This window comes from Pseudomonas sp. KU43P, from assembly GCF_033095865.1.
Lineage (GTDB): Bacteria > Pseudomonadota > Gammaproteobacteria > Pseudomonadales > Pseudomonadaceae > Aquipseudomonas.
This window is the reverse complement of sequence record NZ_AP019365.1, coordinates 3,476,115-3,502,660: the sequence shown is the minus strand read 5'-3', so window position 1 is coordinate 3,502,660 and position 26,546 is coordinate 3,476,115. Positions and strand designations below refer to the sequence as shown.

25 protein-coding genes and 2 pseudogenes are annotated in these 26,546 nt (G+C 63.6%); 15 read left to right on the top strand and 12 right to left on the bottom strand.

The annotated features are described in order from the left end of the window. Positions 1–456: 456 nt before the first annotated feature. Positions 457–1,500: an LLM class flavin-dependent oxidoreductase gene (locus tag KU43P_RS15820; protein ID WP_317658308.1), complete on the bottom strand. Its 1,044-nt coding sequence runs from the start codon at positions 1,498–1,500 to the stop codon at positions 457–459. A 65-nt stretch (positions 1,501–1,565) separates the two neighbouring features. Next, a complete protein-coding gene (locus KU43P_RS15815; RefSeq protein ID WP_317658307.1) occupies positions 1,566–2,051 on the bottom strand; it encodes a flavin reductase family protein in 486 nt (161 codons plus the stop codon). Positions 2,052–2,368: 317 nt separating this feature from the next. Between KU43P_RS15815 and KU43P_RS15810 the strand changes: the two genes are divergently transcribed. Beyond that, entirely contained in the window at positions 2,369–3,775 is a 1,407-nt protein-coding gene (locus tag KU43P_RS15810; RefSeq protein WP_317658306.1) for a purine-cytosine permease family protein, read from the top strand. Positions 3,776–3,914: 139 nt separating this feature from the next. Here the strand turns inward: KU43P_RS15810 and KU43P_RS15805 are convergent, their stop codons facing one another. Continuing rightward, positions 3,915–5,540, bottom strand: coding sequence for a methyl-accepting chemotaxis protein (locus tag KU43P_RS15805; protein ID WP_317658305.1), 1,626 nt, complete (start codon positions 5,538–5,540; stop codon positions 3,915–3,917). 230 nt (positions 5,541–5,770) lie between these two features. Beyond that, the gene (locus KU43P_RS15800; RefSeq protein ID WP_317658304.1) at positions 5,771–6,970 is read right to left on the bottom strand and encodes an NAD(P)/FAD-dependent oxidoreductase; all 1,200 of its coding nucleotides are present in this window, start codon (positions 6,968–6,970) and stop codon (positions 5,771–5,773) included. 523 nt (positions 6,971–7,493) lie between these two features. On the opposite strand from KU43P_RS15800, the gene KU43P_RS15795 reads away from it, so the two are divergent. Together KU43P_RS15795 and KU43P_RS15790 are read left to right on the top strand one after the other, a co-directional pair. Continuing rightward, positions 7,494–8,873, top strand: a complete 1,380-nt coding sequence (locus tag KU43P_RS15795) for an NAD(P)-binding domain-containing protein (RefSeq protein ID WP_317658303.1) — start codon at positions 7,494–7,496, stop codon at positions 8,871–8,873. Between the two features lie 70 nt (positions 8,874–8,943). Continuing rightward, positions 8,944–9,462, top strand: a complete 519-nt coding sequence (locus tag KU43P_RS15790; protein WP_317658302.1) for an RrF2 family transcriptional regulator — start codon at positions 8,944–8,946, stop codon at positions 9,460–9,462. Between the two features lie 129 nt (positions 9,463–9,591). On the opposite strand, the gene KU43P_RS15785 is transcribed toward KU43P_RS15790, so the two are convergent. Further along, a complete protein-coding gene (locus KU43P_RS15785) occupies positions 9,592–10,503 on the bottom strand; it encodes an AraC family transcriptional regulator (RefSeq protein WP_317658301.1) in 912 nt (303 codons plus the stop codon). A 102-nt stretch (positions 10,504–10,605) separates the two neighbouring features. Here KU43P_RS15785 and KU43P_RS15780 point away from each other — a divergent pair, with 102 nt between their 5' ends. From KU43P_RS15780 to KU43P_RS15760, 5 genes are read left to right on the top strand one after another with little or no spacing between them, the layout of a single operon-like run. Then, positions 10,606–11,166, top strand: coding sequence for a carboxymuconolactone decarboxylase family protein (locus tag KU43P_RS15780; protein ID WP_317658300.1), 561 nt, complete (start codon positions 10,606–10,608; stop codon positions 11,164–11,166). 47 nt (positions 11,167–11,213) lie between these two features. Continuing rightward, positions 11,214–12,278 (top strand): acyl-CoA dehydrogenase family protein, encoded by a 1,065-nt coding sequence (locus tag KU43P_RS15775; RefSeq protein ID WP_317658299.1) that lies wholly within the window; start codon positions 11,214–11,216, stop codon positions 12,276–12,278. Further along, positions 12,275–13,096 carry an ABC transporter ATP-binding protein gene (locus KU43P_RS15770; protein WP_317658298.1) on the top strand — a complete coding sequence of 274 codons (822 nt, stop codon included), beginning with the start codon at positions 12,275–12,277 and terminating at the stop codon, positions 13,094–13,096. The genes KU43P_RS15775 and KU43P_RS15770 overlap by 4 nt, the downstream gene beginning before the upstream one ends. Continuing rightward, positions 13,083–14,288, top strand: coding sequence for an ABC transporter substrate-binding protein (locus tag KU43P_RS15765; RefSeq protein ID WP_317658297.1), 1,206 nt, complete (start codon positions 13,083–13,085; stop codon positions 14,286–14,288). The genes KU43P_RS15770 and KU43P_RS15765 overlap by 14 nt, the downstream gene beginning before the upstream one ends. Further along, a complete protein-coding gene (locus KU43P_RS15760; RefSeq protein ID WP_317658296.1) occupies positions 14,288–15,043 on the top strand; it encodes an ABC transporter permease in 756 nt (251 codons plus the stop codon). Before KU43P_RS15765 ends, KU43P_RS15760 begins: the two co-directional genes overlap by 1 nt. Positions 15,044–15,312: 269 nt before the next feature. Here KU43P_RS15760 and KU43P_RS15755 read toward each other — a convergent pair whose 3' ends face one another. Further along, entirely contained in the window at positions 15,313–15,999 is a 687-nt protein-coding gene (locus tag KU43P_RS15755; protein WP_317658295.1) for a GNAT family N-acetyltransferase, read from the bottom strand. Between the two features lie 81 nt (positions 16,000–16,080). Next, on the bottom strand, positions 16,081–17,022 hold the full coding sequence (gene argC, locus KU43P_RS15750) for an N-acetyl-gamma-glutamyl-phosphate reductase (RefSeq protein WP_317658294.1): 942 nt from the start codon (positions 17,020–17,022) through the stop codon (positions 16,081–16,083). 122 nt (positions 17,023–17,144) lie between these two features. Here argC and KU43P_RS15745 point away from each other — a divergent pair, with 122 nt between their 5' ends. After that, positions 17,145–18,026: a LysR family transcriptional regulator gene (locus KU43P_RS15745; RefSeq protein WP_317658293.1), complete on the top strand. Its 882-nt coding sequence runs from the start codon at positions 17,145–17,147 to the stop codon at positions 18,024–18,026. A gap of 111 nt (positions 18,027–18,137) precedes the next feature. Here the strand turns inward: KU43P_RS15745 and KU43P_RS15740 are convergent, their stop codons facing one another. Further along, positions 18,138–18,344, bottom strand: coding sequence for a tautomerase family protein (locus tag KU43P_RS15740; RefSeq protein WP_317658292.1), 207 nt, complete (start codon positions 18,342–18,344; stop codon positions 18,138–18,140). Positions 18,345–18,362: 18 nt separating this feature from the next. Next, positions 18,363–18,914: pseudogene (locus KU43P_RS15735) on the bottom strand (SDR family NAD(P)-dependent oxidoreductase); the annotation flags it as partial. A gap of 11 nt (positions 18,915–18,925) precedes the next feature. On the opposite strand from KU43P_RS15735, the pseudogene KU43P_RS15730 reads away from it, so the two are divergent. Together KU43P_RS15730 and KU43P_RS15725 are read left to right on the top strand one after the other, a co-directional pair. Next, positions 18,926–19,455 (top strand): annotated as a pseudogene (locus KU43P_RS15730) (substrate binding domain-containing protein). Between the two features lie 74 nt (positions 19,456–19,529). Then, positions 19,530–19,793, top strand: coding sequence for a hypothetical protein (locus tag KU43P_RS15725; RefSeq protein ID WP_317658291.1), 264 nt, complete (start codon positions 19,530–19,532; stop codon positions 19,791–19,793). 122 nt (positions 19,794–19,915) lie between these two features. On the opposite strand, the gene KU43P_RS15720 is transcribed toward KU43P_RS15725, so the two are convergent. After that, on the bottom strand, positions 19,916–20,566 hold the full coding sequence (locus KU43P_RS15720) for a TIGR04211 family SH3 domain-containing protein (RefSeq protein WP_317658290.1): 651 nt from the start codon (positions 20,564–20,566) through the stop codon (positions 19,916–19,918). Between the two features lie 204 nt (positions 20,567–20,770). Further along, positions 20,771–22,126 (bottom strand): hypothetical protein, encoded by a 1,356-nt coding sequence (locus KU43P_RS15715; RefSeq protein ID WP_317658289.1) that lies wholly within the window; start codon positions 22,124–22,126, stop codon positions 20,771–20,773. Positions 22,127–22,349: 223 nt separating this feature from the next. Between KU43P_RS15715 and KU43P_RS15710 the strand changes: the two genes are divergently transcribed. After that, positions 22,350–22,835 (top strand): VOC family protein, encoded by a 486-nt coding sequence (locus KU43P_RS15710; RefSeq protein ID WP_317658288.1) that lies wholly within the window; start codon positions 22,350–22,352, stop codon positions 22,833–22,835. A gap of 97 nt (positions 22,836–22,932) precedes the next feature. Further along, complete coding sequence (locus tag KU43P_RS15705; protein ID WP_317658287.1) at positions 22,933–23,145, top strand: PLDc N-terminal domain-containing protein; 213 nt, start codon at positions 22,933–22,935, stop codon at positions 23,143–23,145. Between the two features lie 48 nt (positions 23,146–23,193). Here KU43P_RS15705 and KU43P_RS15700 read toward each other — a convergent pair whose 3' ends face one another. Further along, the gene (locus tag KU43P_RS15700) at positions 23,194–23,511 is read right to left on the bottom strand and encodes a hypothetical protein (protein ID WP_317658286.1); all 318 of its coding nucleotides are present in this window, start codon (positions 23,509–23,511) and stop codon (positions 23,194–23,196) included. Between the two features lie 204 nt (positions 23,512–23,715). On the opposite strand from KU43P_RS15700, the gene KU43P_RS15695 reads away from it, so the two are divergent. Further along, complete coding sequence (locus tag KU43P_RS15695; RefSeq protein WP_317658285.1) at positions 23,716–24,210, top strand: GNAT family N-acetyltransferase; 495 nt, start codon at positions 23,716–23,718, stop codon at positions 24,208–24,210. A 141-nt stretch (positions 24,211–24,351) separates the two neighbouring features. Then, complete coding sequence (locus KU43P_RS15690) at positions 24,352–26,448, top strand: putative bifunctional diguanylate cyclase/phosphodiesterase (protein ID WP_317658284.1); 2,097 nt, start codon at positions 24,352–24,354, stop codon at positions 26,446–26,448. Positions 26,449–26,546 lie beyond the last annotated feature (98 nt).

The window sequence follows — 26,546 nt, the reverse complement described above, 5'->3', positions numbered from 1 at the left end:
AGGGTTATCAGCTCTTGTTGTCTGATGGTATACCATAATATTTGTTGTGCAAGAGGGGGGTTGAAATTTCTCTCTGGCGAGGGACGAAAGGTGGGGGTCAGGGCTTGAGAGATGTGTCGCTCTTGAGATCCAGCGCCGCCCGTGCGGCGCATCGCGGATAAATCCGCTCCTACATTTGTTGCAACGTGCCTATGCCTGATAGGCCATGGTCGTCAGCCTCGTGAGTACGACGCAATATCTCGGCGGGCGCCAAAAGCGGACAAACATGGCCTGACAGGCTCTGGCACGTTGCAACAAATGTAGGAGCGGATTTATCCGCGATGCGCCGCGCGGGCGGCGCTCGATCTGCTTGGCGCCGAATCCACCCCGACGGGCCTCAAAAAAACGCCCGCTCGCGTGGGCCACAAGGGCCCCCGGGAGCGGGCTGGTCCCGCAACAATTTCAGGCAATGGGAATTCAGGCGAACGCCGGCACCACTTCCTTGATGAACAGCTCGAGCGACTTCTTCTTCTCGGCGTGGGGCAGGCTGTTGTCGCACCAGAAGCTGAACTCGTCGACGCCCAGTTCCTGGTAGTACTTGATGCGCGCGATGATCTCTTCGGGGGTGCCGATCATGGTGTTCTTGCGGATGTTCTCCAGCGCGAAGGCCGGTACCTCGGCGAACTTCGACTCAGGGCTGGGCTCCAGGAAGCCGTTGACCGGGGTGGTCTTGTTGCCGAACCAGGCATCGAAGGTGCGGTAGAAGCGCGAAATGGCCTGGGCACCGACTTTCCAGCCGTCCGGATCGGCCGGGCTGTGCACGTGGGTGTGGCGCAGCACCATCAGTTGTGGGCGCGGCACATCCGGGTTGTTGTCGAGGGCAGCTTGGAACTTGTTCTTCAGGTCCAGCACTTCCTCGTCACCCTTCATCAATGGGGTGACCATGACATTGCAGCCGTGCTTCACCGCGAAGTTGTGCGAGTCCGGGTCGCGGGCAGCGATCCACATCGGTGGCATGCCTTTCTGCACCGGCTTGGGTACGCTGGTGGAGGTGGGGAACTTGTAGACTTCGCCATCATGGGCGTAATCGCCTTGCCACAGCTCGCGCACTGCCGGGACCATCTCGCGCAGGGCCTTGCCGCCATCGGTAGCTGGCATGCCGCCGGCCATGCGGTCGAACTCGAACTGGTAGGCGCCGCGGGCCAGGCCCACTTCCATGCGGCCGTTGCTGATCACGTCGAGCAGGGCGCATTCACCAGCCACGCGGATCGGGTTCCAGAAGGGTGCGATGATGGTGCCGGCGCCCAGGCGGATCTTCTCGGTGCGGGCGGCCAGGTAGGCCAGCAGCGGCATCGGGCTTGGCGAGATGGTGTATTCCATGGCGTGGTGTTCGCCGATCCACACGGTGCTGAAACCGCCGTTCTCGGCCATCAGGGTCAGTTCGGTCAGGTCTTCGAACAGCTGGCGGTGGCTGACCTGTTCATCCCAACGTTCCATGTGCACGAACAACGAAAATTTCATGGGGCTTTCCTCGGAGCTTGAAAGTCTCGCCTGGCGCGCCAGGCAACAATAAAAAGGCTAGGGTTTCAGGCGAAGGCGGGCAGGCTGGCCATCTTACCGCGGCAGTACACCATCGGCCGTGGTGCCTGCTCGGGGACGATCAGGTTGTGCACTTTGCCGACCATGATGGCGTGGTCGCCACCTTCATATTCGCGCCACAGTTCGCATTCGATCACCGCGGTGGCGCCGGCCAGGATAGGGTTGCCCAGTTCGCTCAGGGTCCACTCGATGCCGGCGGCCTTGTCCTTGCCCTTTTTCGCGAAGGCGTAGGCTTCGGCCTGCTGCCCGCCGGAGAGCAGGTGGATGGCAAAGCGCTTGTTCCTGATCAGCACCGGGTAGGAGTCGGAGCTGTAGTTGGGGCAGAACAGCACCAGTGGCGGGTCCATCGACAGGGAGGAGAAAGCGCTGGCGGTGAGGCCGACGATCGAGCCGTCGTCGTCCAGGGTGGTGATGACGGTGACGCCGGACGGGAAAGAGCCCAGGACGTTCTTGTAGACGGTTGCGTCGATCATGGCGAGTACCTCGAAAGGGCTGCGGTGGTCCGCGGTTTTTATCGTTGATGTGTCTGATGGTATACCGTAATACTCGATTTGCAAGCGGAATTTCGCAACGCCGGAAATTCACGATGAGTGGCGCAAAGCCGCATGAACAGGGGCTTTTGACCAAGATCAGCGCCCTGGCCCAAGCTGCTGAACCGGATCAGTTACCGATTTTTACACCGCACCAGTGTTGTCAAAAGTTTGGAATACCATAATATGGTCCGCAGCTGAGAGGCCGCCTTGATGCGGTTTCCTTACAAAGATAAAAACGACCTTTCGAGCTGAAAACCATGTCCCAACCGTCGTCGCAACACCAGTTTGTCGAGAATCACACGGTCGATTACGTTCCACCTGCCGAGCGCCATGGGAAGGCGCGCGACCTGTTCACCCTCTGGTTCAGTACCAACATCGCGCCTCTGCCCATCGTCACCGGCGCCATGGTGGTGCAGGTGTTCCACCTGAACCTGTTGTGGGGCCTGATCGCCATCGTGCTGGGTCATCTTCTGGGGGGGGTGGTCATCGCCCTGGCCTCTGCGCAGGGACCGCAGCTGGGCATTCCGCAGATGGTCCAGAGCCGCGGCCAGTTCGGCCGCTATGGTGCGCTGCTGATCGTGTTCTTCACCGCGCTGATCTATGTCGGCTTCTTCATCTCCAACATCGTGCTGGCGGGCAAGTCGATCCACGGCATTGCGCCCAGCGTGCCGATGCCCACGGCTATCGTCATCGGTGCCCTGAGCGCTACGGCCATTGGCGTGATCGGCTATCGCTTCATCCATACCCTGAACCGCATCGGCACCTGGGTAATGGGTTCGGCGCTGCTGGCAGGCTTCATCATGATGTTCACCCAGGCGCTGCCGGGTGATTTCTTCAGCCGCGGCGCGTTCAACCTGTCGGGCTTCGTTGCCACCGTGTCGCTGGGCACCATCTGGCAGATCAGCTTCTCGCCCTACACCTCCGACTACTCGCGATACCTGCCCAAGGAAGTGGGCATCGCCAGGCCATTCTGGGCGACCTATTTCGGCGCCACCCTGGGCACCATCCTGTGCTTCAGCTTCGGTGCGGTCGCCGTGCTGTGCGTGCCGGAAGGCACCGACGCGATGGACGCGGTCAAGCAGGCCACCGGCTGGCTGGGCCCGATCCTGATGGTGCTGTTCCTGCTCAATATCATCAGCCATAACGCCCTCAACCTGTATGGCGCGGTGCTGTCGATCGTCACCGCCATCCAGACCTTCTTTGCCCAGTGGACGCCCAGCATCAAGGTGCGGGTGATCCTGGCATCGGTGATTCTGCTGGCGTGCGGCATGGTGGCGCTGAATGCCTCGGCAGGCTTCATCGGGCAGTTCATCGGGCTGATTCTGGCACTGCTGCTGGTGCTGGTGCCGTGGGCTTCGATCAACCTGATCGATTTCTACCTGATCAAGAAGGGGCAGTACGACATTGCCTCGATCTTCAGCGCCGATGGCGGCATTTATGGGCGCTTCAATCACCACGCGATCATTGCCTATGCGTGCGGGATCCTGGTGCAGTTGCCGTTTGCCAATACGTCGCTGTATGTGGGGCCGTATTCGAACATTGTCGAAGGGGCTGACTTGTCGTGGCTGTTTGGCCTGGTGGTGACGGTGCCGCTGTATTACTGCCTGGCTACCCGGGGCAAGGCTGCCGAGAAGGTTGTGCGGGCGGTCAGCGTTAGCGAGTGATTTGTGAAGGGGGCTGCTTTGCAGCCCATCGCCGGCAAGCCGGCTTCCACAGGTACAGCACAGCCAGTGAGCTCTGTGCCGTACCTGTGGAAGCCGGCTTGCCGGCGATGGGCCGCAAAGCGGCCCCAGCTATTTCAGATCAAACCTTGAACTGCGCCACCATCCCATTCAGATCCACTGCCAAGCGCGACAGATCCTGCGCCGCCGCACTGGTCTGATTCGCCCCCGCCGACGTCTGCATCGCCAGGTCGCGAATGTTGACCAGGTTGCGATCCACCTCCCTCGCCACCTGCGCCTGCTGCTCCGACGCACTCGCGATCACCAGGTTGCGCTGGTTGATCGACGCGATCGCCTCGGCAATCACCTCCAACGCCTGCCCGGCCCCTTCAGCCACTTCCAGCGTGCCGGTGGCCCGCCCCTGGCTGCTGTGCATGGCTGTCACCGCACGCTCGGTGCCGTTCTGGATCCCTGCGATCATCTGCTCGATCTCCGCCGTCGACTGCTGGGTGCGATGGGCGAGGGCACGTACCTCATCGGCCACCACGGCAAAACCACGGCCGGCCTCACCGGCGCGCGCGGCTTCGATGGCGGCGTTCAAGGCCAGCAGGTTGGTCTGCCCGGCAATCGCGCCGATCACGTCCAGCACCCGGCTGATCTCGTTGGCGTTGCTGGCAAGCTGTTCGATCTCGGCAGCAGTGCCGGTCACATCCGTCACCAGGTGCTGCAGCGAGGCCAGCGCCTGATTTACCTGGTCACGCCCATCGCGCGTCGTGCGGTCCGCACCCTGGGAGGCATCGGCAGTGCTCACCGCGTTGTTCGCCACCTCTTCCACGGCAGCGGTCATCTGGTTGACGGCGGTGGCCGCCTGGTCGATCTCCGCGCTTTGCTGGTGCAGGCCGCGGCTGGTGTCCTCGGTAACGGTATGCAGCTCTTCCGAGGCCGAGGCCAGTTGGTCGGAGGAGGCAGCGATCTTGCGAATGGTGTCACGCAGGCTGGCCTGCATGCGGCTCAGTGCCCGCAGCAGCAAGGCGGGTTCGTCGCGGCCGGTGACGCGGATGTCCTGGGTCAGGTCGCCGGTGGCCACGCGTTCGGCCACGGCCACCGCATCGGCCAGCGGTATGACGATGCTGCGGGTGAGCAGGGTGGCGATGGTGGCCAGGGCGAGCATGATCACCAACAGTGAACCGATGATGGCGATGAAAGCCTGGTCCGCTACATTGCTGCTGCGTTGTGAGGCTTCTTCGGCACCGTTGCCGTTGTACGCGATCAGCGCAGTCAGGGCCTTCATCATGGTATCGGCGTACTGGGAGAGCGGCCCGCTGATCTGTTGCCTGGCCTCGGCCGAGCGGTTGTTGGTGATGTCCTGCAGCACCTCGGCCTGCAGGTTGAAGTAGTGCTGACGGGCAGTGGTGAAGGCATCGAACAGGGCACGGTCATCGGCAGCGATGATGGTGTCCTCGTAGTCCTTGAGGCCACGGTCGAGCTCGGTCTTGATACCTTTGAGCAGTTCGATGTTGCGTGCCCGCTCACTGGCGTCGTCATCCAGTGCGGCACGCAAAGTGATCGCGCGAGCGCGGCCAAGGTTGCTGCTGATTTCACTGAGGGCGACCACGGCAGGGATCCAGGTCACACGGATCTCGTCCGTGGCCTTGTCCATCTGGCGGGTTTCGTAGAGTGCGAGAAGGCCCATGGACAGGACCAGGATGCCCAACAGGGCGAATACGCTGGCAGCGCGAATGCCGATCTTCATATTCCGTAACTGCATGGAATGCTCCTTGACGTTGGCGTGCAGGCGTCAAGAGCATGGACGGAGGGCTGGGTCAGCAGGTGATGCCAGGCTCTCGATGCGCTGCGGATTTAAGTGTGTGCCTCACCCTCTTGCATGCTTTTTGATTTGAATGATGACACATGGCCATCATCATTGACCACTTATTCAATAACCCGACAAAAAAAGGCAAATCCGTCATTAGTTGACGGATTTGCCAGGATTTTGCGTCAAACGATGGCGATATGCGGGTCTGCCGCTGCCAATGCCACAGCGCGGTCGGCAGCTGGCGGGTAGATCCAGACCGTGTTGATCTGGCGTTTCAGGTCTTTGCCTTCCTGCCCATGCAGCTTCAGCTCGCGCTCCCAGCCTTCGCTGTACGCCGCGCCCCATTCACCGAGGTCGAGGCAGGTCACGTACTTGGGCTGGCGATAGATCACCGGCTGCACGCCGAGCAAGTCGGCCATGGCGTTGTTGCCACTATGGCGGCCCATGGGAATGGCGTGCTGGCAGGTCATCAGGGCGTGGTTGCCGATCTCGTCAACGGCCGCCCAGGCGGTATCGCCGGTAGCGTAGATGTGCTGCTGGCCCACCACCTTGAGGTGGTCGTCGACCTTGAGACGGCCGAGGCGGTCACGTTCGCCGGCAACCTGGGCGGTCAGCGGGCTGGCCTGGACACCGACGGTCCAGATCACCGTCTTGCTGGCGATGTAGTCACCGTTGTCGAGGGTCACGCCGCCGGCATCGACGGCTACCACCGAGGAACCGGTCAGCCATTCCACGCCAGCGTGCTCGGACGCAGCGACGATCGACGGTTTGATCCCTTCGCCCAATGCCGCGCCAATGCTGGCGCCACGGTCGACCAGCAGCACACGCACCTTGCAGTCACCGAGCAGGGCGCGCAGGCGTTCGGGCATCTCGGTCGCGGTCTCGATGCCGGTGAAACCACCCCCACACACCACCACGGTGTTGCGCGCCGGCGTATCGGGCAGGGCGGCCAGGCTGGCCAGGTGCTGTTCAAGGCGTATGGCCGAGGCCATCTGGTCGACATCGAAGGTGTGCTCGGCCAGGCCCGGGACGGCCGGGCGTGCGACTTGGCTGCCGGCGGCGAGGATCAGGCGGTCGTAGTCGATGTGTTGCTGCTGGCCGTTGCTGTCGGTGTAGCGCACGCTGCGTGCATCGGCGTCGATGGCCTCGGCGCTGCCGCTGATGAAGCGTACGCCCACGGCTTCGAACAGTTCATCCACGGGGGCCTTCAAGGTGTGGGCGTTGGCCTCGTAGAGACGCGGGCGAATGTGCAGCTCCGGCTGCGGTGCCAGCACGCTGATGCTCAGGTCGTTGCGCTGGGCCTGGTCGAGCAGGCGGGCAGCGCTGAGGGCGCTCCATACGCCGGCGAAACCGGCACCGATGATCAGGATGTTGGATTTCATGCAGGTGCTCCGCAAAAGTCGTACAGGGAGAAAAGGGGGCTTCGATCACACGGTGAGTGTCGCTCGAATAACTACGACTTTATTGGTCGTAGTTATTGTTTGCAAGTTTTTTCTTCCCGACGATCAGGCAGCTCATCGGTCTGTTGCGCAGTGGCTGGCGGGCGGTAGGGCCTCAAACCTTGATATCCCCACCCCCATCCGTTATAGATAAAAAAGAAACCACAAAGAAAAGAGGCCATTTCAGCCCCCTATGTACGAGATCACACGTATCTTGCGCCCCTCAGGCCCCCATTTCGCGCCCTGCGCCGATGGATACGGGCCCACCCCCATGACCCTCTCCCCGCTTTCAAGCCTGTTTCATGTGTTGTCGATTCCACCCGCCAACATACTGCTGCGCCAGATGCGCAAGCGCCCCGTCCCTCCACCTGCACCGTAATGCCTGAATTGCTCCACCCCGGCCATTTGCCGTTCGGGGTTGGGGAGCCTTTGCATTTTTTCAGCGTTCAACTGTTCAGGAATCACTATGACTCTTCGTGTAGCTATCATCGGTGCCGGCCCGTCCGGCCTTGCACAACTGCGTGCGTTCCAGTCTGCCCATGCCCAGGGCGCACCCATGCCGGAAATCGTCTGCTTCGAAAAGCAGGCCGACTGGGGCGGTATGTGGAACTACACCTGGCGTACCGGCCTCGACCAGCATGGCGAGCCGGTGCATGGCAGCATGTACCGCTACCTGTGGTCCAACGGCCCCAAGGAGTGTCTGGAATTTGCCGACTACAGCTTCGATGAGCACTTCGGGCGGCCGATTTCCTCCTATCCGCCGCGCGAGGTGCTGTGGGACTACATTCAGGGCCGGGTTAAAAAGGCCGGGGTGCGCGACTACATCCGTTTCAACACCGTGGTCAAGCATGTCAGCTTCGATGAGAGCACGCGTACGTTCACCGTCAGCGCCCATGATTACGGTGCAGGGGTGGGTATCGAGCAGGTGTTCGATTACGTGGTGGTGGCCAGCGGGCACTTCTCCACGCCGCACGTGCCGGAGTTCGAAGGCTTCGAGCGTTTCACCGGGCGTATCCTGCATGCCCACGATTTTCGCGAGGCGGTGGAATTCAAAGGCCAGGACCTGCTCATCGTCGGTAGCAGCTACTCCGCCGAAGACATCGGTTCGCAATGCTACAAGTACGGCGCGCGCTCGATCACCACGGCCTACCGTACGCAGCCGATGGGCTACAAGTGGCCCAAGGGGTGGGAAGAGCGCCCGCAACTGGTGCGGGTCGAAAATGACCTGGCGTTCTTCGCCGACGGGTCCAGCAAGCGCGTGGATTCGATCATTCTGTGCACGGGCTACCAGCATCACTTCCCGTTCCTGCCCGATGAAATGACCCTCAAGACCAACAACCGCTTATGGCCGGCGGGGCTCTACCGGGGCGTGGTCTGGGAGCAGAACCCGCAGTTGCTCTACCTGGGCATGCAGGACCTGTGGTACAGCTTCAACCTGTTCGACGCCCAGGCATGGTTCGCCCGCGACTACATGCTCGGGCGCATCAAGCTGCCGGCCAAGGCGGCCATGCAAGCCGACAGCAAGCACTGGCGCGAGGAAGAGGAGCGCCTGGAAACCACGGCGTCCATGTATGAATTCCAAGGCCGTTACATCAAGCACCTGATCGAGCAGACGGATTACCCGAGCTTCGATATCGACGCGGTCAACCGCATCTTCCTTCAATGGAAGCAAGACAAGAAGCACGACATCATGGGGTATCGCGACAGATCGTACCGCTCGGTGATCACAGGCACCAAAGCGGTGCCTCACCATACCCGCTGGATGCAGGCGATGGATGATTCGCTGCAGGAGTACTTGCGTGAAACGGACGGCATGAAAGGGGAGGTGAAGGCCCTGCGTCGGTAGGCGCCTTCTGTTGCTTGGCTACCCGGCGCTACTGGCGTATTATTTGCGACAAAGTTGGTCGGAGATTGAAATGTCGCTCTACAGTGCTGGCGTCGAATACGGCATCCATTGCCTGCTCTACCTCGTGGACAAGCACGGTGATACGCGCGAGTCCAGCGTGCGCGACCTCGCCGAGCTGCAAGGGGTGCCGCAGGAATACCTGGCCAAGGTCTTCACCAAGCTGGCGCGAGCCAAGCTGGTGGTCGCCACCGAAGGGGTGCGTGGCGGCTTCCGCCTGGCCCGGCCATCGGACGAGATCACCGTGCTGGACATCGTCAATGCCATCGACGGGCCGAAGAAGATCTTCGACTGCCGCGAGATCCGTGAGCGCTGCACACTGTTCGCAGGCTCGCCACCGGGCTGGGCGACCGAAGGCACCTGCGCGATTCACGCGGTGATGCAGGGGGCGCAGAAGCGCATGGAAGAAGCGCTGGCGCAGCAGACCATCCTTGACTTGGCGCGGCGCTTCGGGCGCAAGGCCCCGGCGGAGTTTGGCCAGCAGGTCAGTGACTGGATGGGCGAGCGACGGATCCCGGCGAGCCAGGCTTGACGGGTATGGCTGTAGCGGCCCTATCGCCGGCAAGCCGGCTCCCACAGGTACAGCACAGCCAGTGAGTTCTGTGCCGTGCCTGTGGGAGGCGGCTTGCCGGCGATAGAGCCAGTACGGGCAACCTGACGTTCAGCGCCCCTCATGCTGCCGCCGATACGCCCCCGGCTGCACCCCCACTGCCTTGGCAAACGCCCGGGTAAACGCCGCCACCGACTGATACCCCACCTGCGCCCCCACCTGTTCGACGGTATTGCCCGCCTGCAGCAACTGGCAGGCATGGCGCATGCGCAACGCCAGCAACACCTGCCCCGGCGACTGCCCGGCCAGTTCGTTGAAGCGCTTGAAGAACGCCGACCGCGACAACCCTGTGCACGCCGCCATGCTCTCCAGCGTCCAGGCCTGGCCAGGCTGCTCGATCAACTGCTCCAGCAAGCCAGCGAATGCCGGCTGCCGGGCCAGGGCGACCAGGCCGCCAAGCGAGCGCCCGGCATGCACCTGCTGGCGCAGCACATACAGGAACAATAAGTGCGTCAGCCGTTCCAGCAACGTCTGTGACGGGGCCGTCAGGCGTTGGCATTCGTCCAGGATCAGCCCGAACAACGCTCGCGCAGCATGCCCGGCCGGCTCATCGGCGCGCAACAGGATGTGGTCTGCCAGCCCCTCGACGATCAGTGACGACAACCCCGGGCGAAAGTGGAAGAACCCGCACACCAGCCCCACGCCGTCCGCCGCGTTGCTATCAAGCGCTTGCATGGTCAGCCGCGGCTGGGCGCATGCGCTCAGCGGGTCCTGGTCGCTGGACAGGCGATAGCCCAGGTCACGCAACAGGAACACCGCGTCCCCGGCCTCCAGGCGCACCGCCTCGGTGTGGCCATCGACATGCAGCCAGCAATGCCCCTGCACCACCAGATGAAAACTGGCTCGGCCCATGCCCTGGGTGCTGGCATGCCAGCCTCCGCAGTAGCGGCCGACGTGGAACAGGCTGGCATCGAGCTCGAGGCCCTCTAATAACCAATCGACAAGTGGGCTGGATGAAATCATCTAATGTAAAGACTCAGGAGCAAGGAAAGGCGACTGACGAATATGGAGGGGAATTCTTATAACCAACAGACTGTACGCACACACACCGAAGGAGACCACTCCATGTCCTCGCGCATTACTCTACACACTCTGCAGAGCGCCCCGGAAGCGGCCCGTCCGTTCCTCGAGAACGCCCAGAAGAATTCCGGCTTCATCCCCAACCTGCTGGGCGTGCTGGCCAACGCGCCGGCAGCGCTGGAAACCTACGTGACCGTCTCCGCCTTGAACGGTAAGTCCGAACTGACCCTGGCCGAGCGCGAAGTGGTGCAACTGATTGCCGCCACCCAGCACGGTTGCGACTTTTGCGTGGCCGGGCACACCGCCGTTGCGCTGAACAAGGCCAAGCTGCCACCAGAAGTGGTCGATGCCCTGCGCGCCCGTGGCGAACTGCCGGATGCGCGCTACGAAACCCTGGCCGCGTTCGCCCGCGAAGTCATCGCCACCCGTGGCAATGTGGGCGAGGCCACCTATAAGGCGTTCCGCGAAGCCGGTTTCACCGAGGGCAACGCCCTGGAAGTGATTCTCGGGGTGAGCCTCGCAACCTTGTGCAACTTTGCTAATGTGTTCGCCCAGACGCCGCTCAACGACGAGCTGAGCAAGTACCGCTGGCAGCCTTCTGCATAAACCGCGTGGGGTGCCGTGGCGCCTGCGTTATCAAAAGGAGTAGGGATATGCTTGATGCTGCATTTGCCAAGTGGCTGGATGCCAATGCCGAGGCCATCGACCAGGGCCAGTGCGATCCGCAGCTGGTGCTGGCGCAGATCGCCGAATCGCAGCTGCTGCGCGTTGGCGTCGACCCGGCGCTGGGGGGCAGTGGCGGTGCGGTGACTGACGCTGTCGAGGCCATCGCGGCCATTGCCAGCCGTTCGCTGGCCAGTGCTTTTGTCTGTTGGGGCCAGCGTGCCTTCATCGAATACTTGCTGCAGAGCCCCAACCAGGCGTTGCGCGAGCGTTTGCTGCCGAGCCTGCTGACTGGCGAACTGGCCGGTGCCACCGGTTTGTCCAATGCCATGAAGTTCCTCTCCGGCATCGAGGCGCTGCAGGTGCGTGGCCGCCCTGAAGCCGAGGGCTGGACCCTGGAAGGGCGCCTGCACTGGGTGACCAACCTGCGCAAGAGCGGCTTCGTGGTGGCTGCGGCCATCGAGGATGACGCGGGCGGCCCGCCGTTCGTGCTGGCGATCCCATCCGAAAGCACCGGCCTCGAGCGCTCCGACGACCTGCAACTGATGGGCCTGCAGTCGAGCAACACCGCAGCCCTGGCCTTCCATCAGGTGGAACTGAGCCGCGACTGGCTGCTACACGAGAACGCCCGTGAGTTCCTGCCCAAGGTGCGCCCGGCATTCCTCGCGCTGCAGTGCGGCATGGCCATCGGCCTGGCGCGCCGTTCGCTGGATGAAGTGCACGAGCACCTGCATGGGCGCCTGTCGTTCCTCGAAGAGCACCGCCAGGTCCTCAAGGAGCGCCTGGAAAATACCGTGGCCGAGCTCAAGCAGGGCCTGCTCGAAGGGCGCTTCCAGGGCCAGCCGGCGGCGCTGTTCAAGCTGCGCATCACCCTCGCCGAAAGCGCTGCCGATGCCGTGCAGCTGGAATTGCAGGCCAGTGGCGGCAAGGCCTACCTCGACGAATTCGGTGCAGGATTCGCGCGGCGCTGGCGTGAGTCGGCGTTTGTGCCCATCGTCACCCCGAGCCTGGTGCAGCTGCGCGCTGAACTGCACCGCCAGGCGGCCGCCGCATGAGCCACGCGTTGCTCGAAGCCCGTGGTATCAGCCTGGGCTACCCGCGCGAGGGAGGCTGGCAGGAGGTGCTGGCGCGCTTCGACCTGCAGCTCGCGCCAGGGGAGGTGGTGACCCTCCTCGGCCCCAGCGGTGTGGGCAAATCCAGCCTGCTGCGGGTGCTGGCCGGCTTGCAGCAGCCCCGTGGCGGCAGCGTGACCTTGCACGGCGAAGCCCTGCAGGGCCCGCACCCGCGCCTGGCGGTGGCCTTTCAGGACCCAAGCCTGCTGCCTTGGTTGAGCCTGGAAAAGAACGTCGCCTTCGGCCTGGACTTCGCCCGTCAGCCCAAGCTGGCCGCAGCCGAGCGCCGCGCGCGCATCGACCATGCAATCAGCGCCGTGGGCCTGGCCCACGCGCGCAACCAGTACCCGGCGCAGTTGTCTGGCGGCATGGCCCAGCGCACGGCGCTGGCACGCTGCCTGGCGCGCCAGCCTGAGGTGCTGCTGCTCGACGAGCCGTTCGGCGCGCTGGACGAAGTGACCCGCGCCGACATGCAGCAACTGTTGCTGCAATTGATCGCCACCCACAACACCGCAGCGGTGCTGATTACCCACGATATCGACGAAGCCCTGCTGCTGTCCGACCGGGTACTGCTACTGGGCAACCACCCAGCGCACATCCTCGGCCAATGGTCCATCGACGTGCCGCAACCGCGGGCACAGCGGGTCGAGGAGCTGGGCGCGCTGCGCATCGAGATTATGAAAACCCTACGGCGGGCCAGCCGCACAGCCGCACCTTCCCCTACCTCGTTGCCTTCGGAGCCTGTCCATGTGCATGGATGACTGCTGTTCCACCACTTCGCGTCGTGATTTCCTCAAGCTCAGCGCCATGCTCACCGCAGCCGGCGCCGTACCGCTGCTGTCGAGCCTGCAGGCGCGCGCCGCCGCAGAACCCGACGCGCCGGTGCGCATCGGTTACCTGCCGATCACCGACGCCACGCCGTTGCTGGTGGCGCACAACAACGGCCTGTTCGAAGCCGAGGGTATCAAGGCCGAGCGCCCGGTGCTGCTGCGTAGCTGGGCGCAGGTGATCGAGGCGTTCATCTCGGGCCAGGTCAACGTCATTCACCTGCTGTCGCCGATGACCGTTTGGGCGCGCTATGGCAGCAAGGTGCCGGCCAAAGTGGTGGCGTGGAACCACGTGGGTGGGTCGGGGCTGACCGTGGCGCCGGATATCACCGACATGAAGCAACTGGGCGGCAAGACCGTGGCCATCCCGTTCTGGTACTCGATCCACAACGTGGTGCTGCAGCAGATGCTCAACGACAACGGCCTGACCCCGGTGTCGAAACCCGCCAACGCACAACTGGCTGGCAACGAGGTCAACCTGCTGGTGCTGCCGCCTTCGGACATGCCGCCGGCCTTGGCCAGCAAGCGCATTGCCGGCTATATCGTCGCCGAACCGTTCAACGCCCTCGCCGAGAACCTCAAGGTCGGCCGTGTGCAGCGCTTTACCGGTGACGTCTGGCGCAACCATGCCTGCTGCGTGGTGTTCATGCACGAGCACGACCTGAACAACCGCCCCGAGTGGTCGCAGAAGGTGGTCAACGCCATCGTCAAGGCCCAGCAGTGGACCCGTGACCATCGCGCCGAAGCCGCCGCGCTGTTGTCCAAGGCCGGCCCCAACAAGTACACCCCGCACGAGCCGGCGGTGCTGACCAAGGTGCTGGCCCCGGCGGCAGAAGATCGCGCCGGCTATATCGCCAGCGGCGCCATCCGCCACCAGCAATGGGACGAGAAGCGCATCGACTTCCAGCCGTACCCGTTCCCCAGCTACACCGAGGAACTGGTCAAGCGCCTCAAGCACACCCTGATCGAAGGCGATAGCGGCTTCCTGGCCGCCCTGGACCCGGCGCACACCGCCCGCGACCTGGTCGACGACCGCTTCGTGCGCAACGCCATCGAAGCCAACGGCGGGCCGTCGGTGTTTGGCATTGCCGACAACTTCGAGCGCAGCGAGGAGTTCGTGGTCTGATGCGCAAGCACGTCGTACATGCCGGCCTGGGGTTGGCCGGTCTGCTGGGCTTGCTGCTGTTGTGGTGGGCTGGGGTTGCGGTGTTTGGCGAGGCCGACGGCCTGTCGGCGCGCTTTTCGCCCCAGGCCACCCTGGCCAGCCTGATCGAGCTGCTGGGGCAGGGCGAGGTCTACGGGCATGTCTGGGTCAGCCTCAAGCGCATTCTGGTCGGCTTGCTGCTGGCGTTGCTGATCGGCGTGCCGTTGGGTTTGCTGGTAGGCAGCTATCGGCACCTGGAGGCGGCGACCACGCCAGCGTTCCAGTTTCTGCGGATGATCTCGCCACTGTCGTGGATGCCGGTGGTGGTGATGCTGATGGGCGTGGGCGACCAGCCGATCTACTTCCTGCTGGCCTTTGCCGCCTTGTGGCCGATCCTGCTCAACACTGCTGCAGGCGTGCGTCAGCTAGACCCGCGCTGGTTGCAACTCAGCCGCAGCCTCAGTGCAACACGCTGGGAAACCTTGTGCAAGGTGATCGTTCCCGGGGTGATCGGGCACGTGCTGACCGGCGTGCGGTTGGCTATCGGGATCCTGTGGATCGTGCTGGTGCCATGCGAGATGCTGGGGGTGAGTGCGGGGCTGGGGTATTTCATTCTCGATACCCGGGACCGGCTGGCATATTCGGAGCTGATGGCGATGGTGCTGCTGATCGGGGTGCTGGGGTTTGTGCTCGATGCCCTGGCGCGCGGACTGCATCGGCGCTGGGTGCATGCCTGACGGGCCACTGCGGCCTTATCGCCGGCAAGCCGGCTCCCACAGGATACTCATTGCCTCAGGGATCTACTTATGGGAGCCGGCAAGCCGGCTCCCACAGGATACTCATTGCCTCAGGGATCTACTTATGGGAGCCGGCAAGCCGGCTCCCACAGGATACTCATTGCCTCAGGGATCTACTTGTGGGAGCCGGCAAGCCGGCTCCCACAGGATACCCATTGCCTCAGTGATCTACTTGTGGGAGCCGGCTTGCCGGCGATAGGGCCATCCGCTCAATGCACCGTCTTGCGCTGCCTCACGCATGCCTTCGCCAGCACCGCCAACTCATCCAGCCACTCGTCACGCTGCTGTTCGGCCTCGATCATCGCATCCTCCCCCTGCTGATTGAGCAGGTAGGTATGAATCTGATGCACCTCTTGGGTCTGGTAGATCGGTGCAATGTCCAACCGCCCAATCAACGCCCCGCTGGCCAGCCCGGTGCTGCTCATCAACACTTGCGGCCCGCTGGCCGCCACCACTTGCATGCCCATGGCCTCGAACCAGGGTACCTGGTGCGCAAAGGCATTCAGCTCGACACTGGCAAAGCGCGCCTGCACATCGCCCAGCAGGGCGCGGGCGATACCTTCACGACGGCGCCCAGGCAACACGGCGAGGAAGGCCAGCGCGCAGGCCTGTGGGTTGTCCTGGGCGGGCAGGGTCAGGGCGAAACCCAGCAACTGGTCCGGCGCTTCGGCGTCCAGCGCGAGCGTGAGCTGCACGTCCAGGCCGCGGGTGCCGTCCATGGCCTGCAGGTACTGATGCACCTCCATGCCGACACCATACTGGTACAGCGGGTACAGCGGGTTGTCGGCACGAATGGCGACACTGCTCAGGTCGCCGACGTGGTGGATCACCAGCTCACGGATCTGGTTCTGGAAAGACTCGGGCGGCACGCTGTCGAGGCGGCTCAGGATGAACATCGGGGGACGGGCTCCGGCTGCAGGTGGATCACCCCGCACCGGGGTGGCACGGGCTGCACAGTCTAAACCCTTTTTGCCGGGTCAGCCTCGTGCCTGCAGCGCTGCGAGCATCAGGTCGAGGTTCTGCACCGCTGCGCCCGAGGCGCCTTTGCCCAAGTTGTCGAACACCGCAGTCAGCACGACCTGGCCGTGCTCGGGGTTGGCGTAGAGCGCCAGCCGCAGGTCATTGCTGTCGTTCAGGGCCTCGGGGTCGAGCGCAGCGGCAGGGCCGTGCTGGTGCAGCGCACAGACCTGCACATGGCGGGCGCCCTGATAGTGCCGCTCAAGGCACGCCTGGAGCATTTCGGCGCTGACCTGGCCTGGCAGCAGGCGCAGTTGCAGCGGGATGCTCAGGACGATGCCCTGGCGATAGGCGGCATATCCCGGCAGAAACACCGGCCGCGCCGACAGGCCTGCGTGCAGCTCGATTTCCGGCACATGCTTGTGCGCCAGTTCCAGGCCGTACACCTGCAGGTTCGGCGTCGCCTGATTATCCACTTGTTCATGGCGCTCGACCGCTGCCCGGCCTCCACCGGAATAGCCGGAGATGGCGTGAATGCTCAGCGGGTAGTCGGCCGGCAGCAGGCCAGCCTTGACCAGCGGGCGCAGCAGGGCGATGGCGCCGGTGGGGTAGCAACCCGGGTTGCTGACGCGAGTGGCCTGGGCGATGCGCTCGGCCTGCTGTGCGTCCAGTTCAGGCAGGCCATAGACCCAGCCTGGCGTGGTTCGGTGCGCGGAGCTGGCGTCGATCACCCGTACCGCCGGGTTGCGGATTGCCGCCACCGCGTCGCGGGCGGCGTCGTCGGGCAGGCAGAGCAGGGCGATGTCGGCGTTGTTGATCGCGTCGCTGCGGCGCTGCGGATCCTTGCGCTCCGCTTCGGGCAGGGTCAGCAGTTGCAGGTCGTCGCGACCTTGCAGGCGGGCATGGATTTGCAGGCCGGTGGTGCCTTGGTCGCCATCGATGAAGACAACAGGGGTATGCATGGTCAGGGTCCGGTTTGGTGGAAGATGACCTATGCTCGCTTGTCGCCAAGGTAATGGAAATTTGAATATCATGACCATGACATTCAATTTTTCTGAACTTGAAGTTCAACCGGGAACCGCCCATGCGCGAAATCAGCCTCGACCGCCTGCGCACGCTGGTAGTCATTGCCGACCTGGGTTCATTCGCCGAGGCCGCCCGCCAGCTCAACCTGGCGCCCCCGACCATCAGCCTGCACGTGGCCGAGCTGGAGGCGCGGGTCGGGGCGCCGCTGCTGACCCGCAACCGCAACCAGGTTCGCCCGACCGCCATTGGCGATACCCTGCTGGCCCGTGCCCGACGGCTGCTTGCCGACGCCGACTTGGCGCTGGACGAAGTGCGTCGTCACGTGCAAGGCCTGACCGGGCGGGTGCGCCTGGGGGCATCGACCGGCGCCATCGCTCATCTGTTGCCCAGAGCGCTGGAGCACCTGCGGGTGACGCATCCGGGGATCGACGTGCAGGTGCAGGTGCTGACGTCCCAGGCGTCGTTGGCGCGGCTGCGCGAAGGTGCCCTGGACATTGGCCTGGTGGCCTTGCCGCAAGTGGCGGGCAAGGGCGTCAAGGTCACACCGTGGCGACGCGATCCGATTCTGGCGTACGTGCCTGTCGACTGGCAGCCACCGGCCAAGGTCACCCCGGCCTGGCTGGGGCAGCGCGCGCTGATTCTCAATGACAGCAGTACCCAGCTATCGCGGGTGACCGGTGAATGGTTCGCCGCAGCCGGGTTGTACCCCGAGCCGCGGATCGAGCTGAACTACAACGATGCGATCAAGAGCCTGGTGGGCGCGGGTTACGGCGCTACCTTGCTGCCCCAGGAGGGCGAGGCGGCGGAACTGGACCGTCGGATTGTGCGTCGGCCGTTGCGCCCGGGGTTGTGGCGGCAACTGGGGATTGCCTGCAGGGAAGGGCAAGTGGAGCGTGCTACCGGGTATGTGCTGCAGGCGCTGGAGCGGTTGCGCCAGTAACAGGGGCTGCTTTGCAGCCCAATCGCCGGCAAGCCGGCTCCCACACCGAGTGCTGTGGGGTACCTGTGGGCGCCGGCTTGCCGGCGATTTGGCCGCAAAGCGGCCCCCGTCTCACCCCCGTTCCCGCTGCCTCACCGCAGTGACGGTTTCCCCCCCAACTCCCCAGTTATCCGTCGGCACCTCCTCGATCACCACGAAGGTGCTGGCCGGCGGCTTGCCCAGCACCTCTTGCAGCAACCGCGTCGTGCCTTCGATCAACTGCCGTTTGTGCTCGGCGCTGACGCCTTCATCGGTCATGCGAATATGGACACATGGCATGGCTTCACGCGCCTCTGTTCAATGCCAGGTGCCGGCAGTGCTACCACCGTCCACCGGCAGGATAACGCCGCTGACGAAGCGTGCGTCGGTCAGGTACAGCACGGCATCCACCACGTCTTGCGGCGAGCCGGTACGGCCACTGGGCGACAAGGCTCCCAAGCCTTCGACATTGCCGCTGTGCAGCGGGGTATCGATGATCCCGGGAGCCACCGCATTGACCTGCACGCCGCTGGCCGCCAGCTCCAAGGCCAGTCCCTTGACCGCCTGGTTCAACCCGCCCTTGACCAGCACCGGCAACAACGCCGGTACGCGGGTATCCGGCTGCAGGGCGACGGAGGCAGTGATCGCGATGATATGCCCGTGGCCTTGAGCGGTCATGATCCTCGCCGCAGCCTGGGACGGGTAGAAGAAGCCTTTGAGGTTGGTACCGACCAGCGCGTCGACGTCGGCCTCGGTGTACTCGGCAAAGGGTTTGGGGATGAAGATCCCGGCGTTGTTGACCAGGATGTCGACGCCTCCGAACGTATCGACGGCTGCGGCAAACAACCGCCGCGCCGTGTCGGCCTCGGCGCTACCCGCAGGTGCAGGTAGACGTCCATGTCAGCAATCGCAACGTGGACTTCGCCGAAGAACACTTCGACCTGGCCATACGCGGTCGTGAGCCGGCTGACTCGCGGTTGGTGGCGCGGCGCCTTGAAGATGCCGAGCTGGTAGTGGTGGCCACCCCTGACTGCCTGGCACGCATGGGCACGCCGCAGGTGCCGGAAGACCTGGCCCGGCACGAGTGCATCCAGTTCGAGCTGGCCAGTACCGGCCGCCGTGGAGCTTTCGACGCGAGGGGCGTGAATGGGAAATCGAGACTCAGGGTGGCTTGACCTGCCTGGGCGACTTCCTCGCCACTGCGACCCTGGTACGTCATGGCAGCGGCCTGATGCAGGCTTATCGCTTCACCGTGCAGGATGCGCTCGACAGCGGCGAACTGGTGGAGGTGCTGGCGGGGTTTGGCGGCACTTCACGGCCGTTCATGCTGATTTACCCGCAGGCGCGGCATATGCCGTTGCGAGTGCGGGTGTTTATCGACTTTCTGTTTGCCGAGGGGCATCCCGGCTGAGTGGCGGCTATGCTCTTTGCTGCATCGAGCCAATCCTTCTCGATGAACATTCCGATTTCCCAGGAGGATGCTTCATGAAATCCATGACACTGCTGGTGATTGCTTCTGTGCTGAGTTTTGCGGCCCACGCCGACCCTGCCGCCAATTGCGATGCGAAGATCAAGAATCTGGAAGACATACACAAGGCCAGTGGGCAGGCGCTGCATGGCGGCATGGCCCATGATTTCAAAGAGCATCTGCAAGCGGCCAAGGATGCTCGTGAAAAAGGCGACATGGCCCAGTGCCAGGCCTCGGCTGATCAGGCCCTGACCATCTACAACAAAGCGCGCAACAAGTGACTGGATGGCGTGGGGCCTGGGGTAGGGCGGGGGCGTGAGGGTGAAGCGTAGAACGAGCGCCGCGTGGGCGGCGCTCGATCTCTAGAACGCCAAAACCCTCAAACCGTGCCCTCGGCGCGCCTTCAGAACCACCGATCGTTCTTCTTCCGCCCCCGCGTCAGCGACGGCAGGATCAACCCCGCCAGCAACCCTGCCCCGGCAATGCTGCCGCCGTAGACCATGTAACGCATCATCACCTGCTTGTTCTCGTCGCCCAGGCGAGCCTGGGTGTCGCGCAGGCTCGACTGGGTCTGGTCGAGCTGCTCGTTGAGCGACTGGTTGCGCGCTTCCAGCTCATCGATCAGCTGCTTGCGCGAATCCAGGGTTTCCTGCATGCCCTGCACACGGCTCTTCCAACTGTCGTCGATGGTCTTCAACTGCCCGGACAGCTCGGCCACCTGGGCGTCGAGCTGCGGCAGGCGCTCGCCCTGGCCCGGCATCGTCTGCAGGTCGCTGGTGAGGATCCACACCAGGTCGCCGTTCTGCCCGCGCACCTGGCTGTAGTTGCCCTGGCTGCCGACCAGGGTGAGTTTCTGCCCAGACTTGAGCGTGCCGACGATGCGGTGGCCGTCGGTAGGGCCGCTGCGCACGTAGGTGCTCAAGCTGTCACTGACCCAGCGCGCATCGCTGGCCGGCTCTTCGGCATGCACGGGGGCGGCAAGGGCCACCAGGGCGGCGAGCAAGGTGCCGCGCAGGGCTGGGAGGGCGAGGGAGGCTGGGCGGGTTTCAGGCATGTTGGGTCTTCGCTGCAACAGGAAATATAGGCCCCCGGTGACGCAAGATCAGGACTGGGCCGGCGAACTGGTCGGTGAATTGACCGTCAGCGAAAGACCGTATTTTTGTAAGCAGGTTCACTGCTGGATGTAGGAATTGTCTGCAGAATGTTGCAAGTGGCGAGCTAGAGCCCCTCCGCCGGCCCGCCAGGCAACCGCTGCCGATCAGTCCGATCGCTGCGCCAGGAATGTGCGGGCCATGCAGTCCTTGCAGTTGACCAGGGTGCCTTGCGGTTTGCGTTGCGCATGCACCATTGCCGAGCCGCACATCGCGCAGTAGCGAAGGTCGTAGCCAGTGTCGGCTGCGCGAGTTTGCGCGGGAATCTGGGCGATGTATTCACTGATCTTGCGCTCAAGGCCATGGTCATCCTGTTGCAGCAGCACATCGAACAACAATTGGCTGAGACTGGAACGCGGGGCGTGGTGGTCGTAGCTCGATGCGTTGAACTGCCATTGCTGCCTCAGCGCCCGCTCGCCCATCGACAGCATGCTGGCGGGAATGGTGTTGCTGGCGTGCCGCTTGCTCACGTGGGTGCGCGCAATGTACGACAGCGCCCCTCGTACGGCGCTGTTGGCCAGCGACCACACATGGCGCACGGGGTGTGCTTGAAGCAACTGGGTGGCGACCTCCTGGGCCTTTTTCCGGGCGTCGAAGGGCAGGCCATGTTCCGTGCACCTGGCGGCGAGGTGGGCGCAGACCTCCTCGGCCGAGAGCGCCTCGATCATGGCAATGATCTGCCCGTGCCATTGCGGCAGCGGGCCGCCGGACAACTCCTTGTGCATCACGCGGTATAGCTGCGCCAAACCGGCTCGCTGCTGGCCGTCCAGGCTGACATTGACGATCCAGCGCACCTTGTTCTGCCAGGCCTTGGGCGTCAGGTCGTTGCTGAAGGCACCCAGGGGTGAGTCGGGGTCGACCAGCAACACCGAGTCCTCATGCAGAGCCTGCAGGATCGCGGTATCCATGGCACTTGATGGGCTGACACGGGCGTCATGGTCAGGCTGCTCAACCGAAGTCAGGTAATTGTGCTGGGCATTCATGCGCACTTCGAGCATGGCTAGCAGCTGCAGCTTGCGGGTGAACGAAAGGGTGTGCAGGGCCAGCGCTTTGCGTTTTGCCAACGACCAGTGCGCCTTGACCCGCTTGCGCTGATCGACGGCCTGGACCTGCCTGGCTTCTTCGCGAGCTGCAAGGCAGGGCCTGCAGGTGCAGTCGCGTCGCCAGCGCGAGCGGCCAGGAAAGTAGTGACGGTGCGCGCAGGTCTTGCAGAACGCCAGGTTCTCGTTCCAGCTATGCACCGTCCTGCTTTTGCGCCGTTCGAACAGGCTGACCTTGCAGTAGGGGCAGGCCAGCGTTGCAATGGGTGTGGGCGGGAACGTCTTGATCAGGCTGCTGGGGGCCACGTCGATGGCGTAGCGCTCGATCAAGAGGGCAATTTTTTCGCCGCTGATGTATTCGCTGTACAACGCCTCGATCTGTTCCGCGGTAAGGTGCTGCAGCTTCGCTTCGAAGTCGGACAAACCTGATTCTCCCTGCGTAGAGTCGCTTGTGAGGTTTTCCGGAAATCATGGTGGCTGTCAGACCGTGCTGTGAAGAGGTTGAGTTGTAGGGCGTTTCACCGTAGTTCGTAGGACTTTTCTGAGCGTGCAGGCTTGCTGCGACGAAGGGCAGGCGTCGGCCGTCCTCAGGCCTGGTTCAGGAACTAGACTCAGAGGCTCACTGTTGATTCATGGAGCCTTGACCATGAGTGCCAAGAACACGATCTGCCTGTGGTTCGACCATGACGCTGAAGAGGCGGCGACGTTCTACGCCAGAACCTTCCCGGACAGCCGAGTGAACGCGGTGCACAAGGCGCCCAGCGACTACCCGTCGGGCAAGGCGGGTGATGTGATTACCGTCGAGTTCACCGTCATGGGCATTCCTTGCGTGGGGCTCAATGGCGGCCCGACGTTCAAGCATTCCGAAGCGTTTTCGTTTCAAGTCAGTACCGAGGACCAGGCGGAAACCGACCGTTTGTGGGATGCCATCATCAACAACGGCGGGGCGGCCAGTGTGTGTGGCTGGTGCAAGGACAAGTGGGGAATTTCCTGGCAGATCTGCCCGCGGATTCTCATCGAGGCGCTGGGCAACCCTGACAGGGCGGCGGCCAAGCGGGCCTTTGAGGCGATGATGGATATGGGCAAGATCGATGTGGCGGCGATACAGGCAGCGTTGCGCGGGGAGAAATGAGCGCTATCGGCGAACACCTTGCAGATCGAACCAAATCCAACTGAACCCTCACCGCCGGCAGCAACCCAACCCCTTACATGCCAACGGGAGAGTGCTCATGGAAATCGGAACGATCTGGATCATCATTGCAGCCCTGGTCATCGTGCTGGAAATCTTCGCCATCTGGCACATCATCGGCAGCGATCGGCGCGCCGAGCGCAAGATGCTGTGGATCGTCTTCGTCGTTTATGCACCGTTCCCGGGGTTGCTGTTCTGGGCCTGGCGCGGGCCGCGGGCAGTGAAGGGCAGGGCGGTGCTGCAGGAGAAATGAGGCCAGGGTGCATCAGGCGCGTGTTGCGCCTGATGCCGCCAGGGGGTGTCAGACGAGGATGCTGAAGCGGATGGCCGGGCCGAGGCCATCGACCATCAGGCTGGCATAGAACTTCACGCGCGTGAGGACTTTCAGGCCCTTGAGTTCTTCGTGAATGCGGTCACGGATCTGTTTCTCGGCTTCCTCGATGCGGTCGTGGGTGGTGCTGTGATACAGGTGCACCTCGCCGAGCAAGGTCGTTTCGATCTGCGGCAGGGTATGCCAGCCGATGTCGCGCAGGTGCAGGCGGGCTTGCGCAGCCGCACTTTCGTCGTCATCGCTGCGCGGTTTGATGGTGTAGGCGAGCTGGAAGTGGTGCTTGGTCATGGGCATCTCCTTGATGCGTGCAAATGGCTGGCCTCCGTGCCGGAACCTGCAATCTACCGGGTCGAACACCCGGCGCCTACATACATGATGTTGAGCGTGAAGGCGTCTTGCGGTGAAATTTCCTACAAGGCTTTGACCTCGACCTGACTTCGCGGTGGCGTGAATCAAAATCTTCTAGAATTACGCTATTTAGAGTCGCCCCCTATGGCCCCCATCGAACTGCTGCCCACCACCTGCGACCAGGCCGAACTGATCCGCAACCTCTACCAGTTCTACGCCTACGAATCCTCCGACTGGGAGCAGGAAGACGTCGAGGTGAACGGCCGCTTCTACATCCACGAAGAACACCTGCAGCGCTACTGGCAGTCCCCAGGCTGGAGCGCCACCCTGGTGCTGGTGGACGGTTTCATTGCCGGCTTCGTGCTGGTCGAGCGCAGCGAGTTGCCCGGTATCGAGGCCCACGAGCTGGCCGACCTGTTCATCCTCAAACGCTACCGCCGCCAGGGCATCGGCCTGGCCGTGGCGCAACAGTTTCTCGGCAACCCTGGCGACTGGCTGCTGCGCTGCTATGCCGAGGACCCCACAGCCGTGGCCTTCTGCAAGGCCGTGGTGGCCGATCTGCCACGGCCAGTGCAGCAATTGATGCTGGACGATGAACCGGGCCTGCTCACCTATCGCATCACCACCGCCCGCCACTGAGCCGCCTGCGGCCCTTGCAAAATTCTGTGACCCACTTCACAAAATCTACCCAAGCGGCATAATGCCAGCACCTCTTCTGATTACCCGGCCGCTCTGCAGCGGGGTTCCTTTTCGTGCACGTCGCAGGTTCAGGTAAATTTCATGTCGTTAGTCGAAAGCCCCGACATCATGTACCGGCTGTTGATCCAGAGCGTGGTGGACTATGCCATCTACATGCTCACCCCCGACGGTATAGTCGCCAACTGGAACCCCGGCGCCCAGCGGGCCAAGGGTTACCTCGCCGAGGAAATCGTCGGCCAGCACTATTCGTTGTTCTACAACGAAACCGAGCGCGCCGCTGGCCTGCCCGAGCAGAACCTGGAGCAGGCACGGCGCACCGGGCGCTTCGAGGAAATCGGCGCGCGCCTGCGCAAGGACGGCACTGCCTTCCACGCCCATGTGGTGATCGACGCGGTGCGCGATGATGCCGGCCAGCTGGTTGGCTTCGCCAAGGTCACCCGAGATATTTCCGAACGCCGGCAGCAAGAGCTGGAGCTGCTGCAGGCCAAGGAACTGGCCGAGCAGTACAGCCAGGAGATGACCAACCTCTCCCAGTTCCTCGACTCGGTGATCGCCAACATTCCCGCCAGCGTCATCGCCCAGGACCTGGAAAGCCAACGCATCCTGCTGGCCAACCAGCAGGCCGCGCGGCTGTTCGGCGGGCGCGGCGGCAGCATGATCGGGCACCTGCCCGGCGAGTGCATGGCGCCTGCCGCCGCCGATTACCTGGATCAGCAACTCAGCCGCGGGGCCCGCAGCGCCAAGGGGGTCGCGGCCGAAACCCGCGTCGATACCCTGTGCGGCCCGCGCACCTTGCGCAGCCGCGCGTTGCTCTGCCAGAACCGCGAAGGCCACGCCGACTATGTGCTGTTCGTGGCCGAAGACGCCACCGAAGAGCTGGCAGCCCACGCACAGATCCACCACATGGCGCACCACGACGCACTCACAGGTTTGCCCAACCGCACGCTGTTCAACGAGCGCCTCAAGCAGGCCCTGTCGCGTGGTTACGAGCATGACAAGCTGACCGCCGCGCTGTGCCTGGACCTGGACAACTTCAAGAACATCAACGACTCCCTTGGCCATGCCTTCGGCGACAAGCTGCTGCGGGCGTTGGGCAAGCGCCTGCGCCGCGAGTTGCGCGAGCACGACACCCTGGCGCGTCTGGGGGGTGACGAGTTCGCCGTGGTATTGGCCGGCCTCGACAACCGCGATGCCGCCTGCGTTACCGCGCAGCGCCTGATCGATGCCATCAGCCCGCCATTCCAGATCGAAGGCCACCAGTTTTCGGTGGGCGTGAGCATCGGCATCGCCCTGTCCCCCGACGACCATGACCAGGCCGAGCAGTTGCTGGGCTACGCCGACATGGCCTTGTACGAAGCCAAGCGCAACGGCCGCAACCGCTACGAATGCTTCCACGTCGAACTGGATGTCGCCGCACGCCAGCGCCGCCTGGTGGAAACCGACCTGCGTACCGCGCTGCACCTGGGCCAGTTGCACATGCACTACCAGCCTGTGGTGGACCAGCAGACCAACAGCGTGACCGGCTACGAGGCGCTGTTGCGCTGGGAGCACCCGACCCGCGGCATGGTCATGCCCATGGACTTCATCCCCATCGCCGAGGAAACCGGGCTGATCCACGAACTCGGCGACCGCGCACTCAACCTGGCGTGCCGGGAGGCTGCCAGCTGGGACAGCGAGCAGACCGTGTCGGTGAACCTGTCGGCGGTGCAGTTCAAGAACGCCAACCTGGTACACACCGTGGCCTTGGCCCTGGCCGACTCGGGCCTGCCGGCGCAGCGTCTGGAGCTGGAGATCACCGAGTCGGTGCTGCTGGGCAACAGCGAAGAGAACGTGCGCACCCTGCGTGCCCTGAAGGACCTGGGCGTATCGATTTCGCTGGACGACTTCGGCACCGGCTATTCGTCGTTGGGCTACCTGCGCTCGTTCCCGTTCGACCGCATCAAGATCGACAAGTCGTTCGTGCACGACATGTGTGAGAGCCGCGAGGCGATGTCGATCATCCGCGCGATCACCGAGCTGTCCAACAGCCTGATGATCAAGACCACGGCCGAGGGTGTGGAGTCGCAGGAGCAGATGCAGCGCCTGGCGGCGGAGGGCTGCTCGCACTTCCAGGGCTACCTGTACGGGCGGCCGGCACCGGCGCACGAGCGCTTGAAGCAGGTGGCGGCTGCGGTGTGACGGGCGTGTCCAGGGGCCCAGCGGTGGCCCCGGGACAAAGTGGTCGATCAGCGAACGGAAAGCGTGGCGGCGACCACGTGCAGCCTTGATTGCACTTG

What these genes read in the sequence shown, in the direction of transcription:
- KU43P_RS15820 (WP_317658308.1), bottom strand. Translation starts at nt 1,500, where the DNA reads ATGAAATTTTCGTTGTTCGTGCACATGGAACGTTGGGATGAACAGGTC.
- KU43P_RS15815 (WP_317658307.1), bottom strand. Translation starts at nt 2,051, where the DNA reads ATGATCGACGCAACCGTCTACAAGAACGTCCTGGGCTCTTTCCCGTCC.
- KU43P_RS15810 (WP_317658306.1), top strand. Translation starts at nt 2,369, where the DNA reads ATGTCCCAACCGTCGTCGCAACACCAGTTTGTCGAGAATCACACGGTC.
- KU43P_RS15805 (WP_317658305.1), bottom strand. Translation starts at nt 5,540, where the DNA reads ATGCAGTTACGGAATATGAAGATCGGCATTCGCGCTGCCAGCGTATTC.
- KU43P_RS15800 (WP_317658304.1), bottom strand. Translation starts at nt 6,970, where the DNA reads ATGAAATCCAACATCCTGATCATCGGTGCCGGTTTCGCCGGCGTATGG.
- KU43P_RS15795 (WP_317658303.1), top strand. Translation starts at nt 7,494, where the DNA reads ATGACTCTTCGTGTAGCTATCATCGGTGCCGGCCCGTCCGGCCTTGCA.
- KU43P_RS15790 (WP_317658302.1), top strand. Translation starts at nt 8,944, where the DNA reads ATGTCGCTCTACAGTGCTGGCGTCGAATACGGCATCCATTGCCTGCTC.
- KU43P_RS15785 (WP_317658301.1), bottom strand. Translation starts at nt 10,503, where the DNA reads ATGATTTCATCCAGCCCACTTGTCGATTGGTTATTAGAGGGCCTCGAG.
- KU43P_RS15780 (WP_317658300.1), top strand. Translation starts at nt 10,606, where the DNA reads ATGTCCTCGCGCATTACTCTACACACTCTGCAGAGCGCCCCGGAAGCG.
- KU43P_RS15775 (WP_317658299.1), top strand. Translation starts at nt 11,214, where the DNA reads ATGCTTGATGCTGCATTTGCCAAGTGGCTGGATGCCAATGCCGAGGCC.
- KU43P_RS15770 (WP_317658298.1), top strand. Translation starts at nt 12,275, where the DNA reads ATGAGCCACGCGTTGCTCGAAGCCCGTGGTATCAGCCTGGGCTACCCG.
- KU43P_RS15765 (WP_317658297.1), top strand. Translation starts at nt 13,083, where the DNA reads ATGTGCATGGATGACTGCTGTTCCACCACTTCGCGTCGTGATTTCCTC.
- KU43P_RS15760 (WP_317658296.1), top strand. Translation starts at nt 14,288, where the DNA reads ATGCGCAAGCACGTCGTACATGCCGGCCTGGGGTTGGCCGGTCTGCTG.
- KU43P_RS15755 (WP_317658295.1), bottom strand. Translation starts at nt 15,999, where the DNA reads ATGTTCATCCTGAGCCGCCTCGACAGCGTGCCGCCCGAGTCTTTCCAG.
- argC (WP_317658294.1), bottom strand. Translation starts at nt 17,022, where the DNA reads ATGCATACCCCTGTTGTCTTCATCGATGGCGACCAAGGCACCACCGGC.
- KU43P_RS15745 (WP_317658293.1), top strand. Translation starts at nt 17,145, where the DNA reads ATGCGCGAAATCAGCCTCGACCGCCTGCGCACGCTGGTAGTCATTGCC.
- KU43P_RS15740 (WP_317658292.1), bottom strand. Translation starts at nt 18,344, where the DNA reads ATGCCATGTGTCCATATTCGCATGACCGATGAAGGCGTCAGCGCCGAG.
- KU43P_RS15725 (WP_317658291.1), top strand. Translation starts at nt 19,530, where the DNA reads ATGAAATCCATGACACTGCTGGTGATTGCTTCTGTGCTGAGTTTTGCG.
- KU43P_RS15720 (WP_317658290.1), bottom strand. Translation starts at nt 20,566, where the DNA reads ATGCCTGAAACCCGCCCAGCCTCCCTCGCCCTCCCAGCCCTGCGCGGC.
- KU43P_RS15710 (WP_317658288.1), top strand. Translation starts at nt 22,350, where the DNA reads ATGAGTGCCAAGAACACGATCTGCCTGTGGTTCGACCATGACGCTGAA.
- KU43P_RS15705 (WP_317658287.1), top strand. Translation starts at nt 22,933, where the DNA reads ATGGAAATCGGAACGATCTGGATCATCATTGCAGCCCTGGTCATCGTG.
- KU43P_RS15700 (WP_317658286.1), bottom strand. Translation starts at nt 23,511, where the DNA reads ATGACCAAGCACCACTTCCAGCTCGCCTACACCATCAAACCGCGCAGC.
- KU43P_RS15695 (WP_317658285.1), top strand. Translation starts at nt 23,716, where the DNA reads ATGGCCCCCATCGAACTGCTGCCCACCACCTGCGACCAGGCCGAACTG.
- KU43P_RS15690 (WP_317658284.1), top strand. Translation starts at nt 24,352, where the DNA reads ATGTCGTTAGTCGAAAGCCCCGACATCATGTACCGGCTGTTGATCCAG.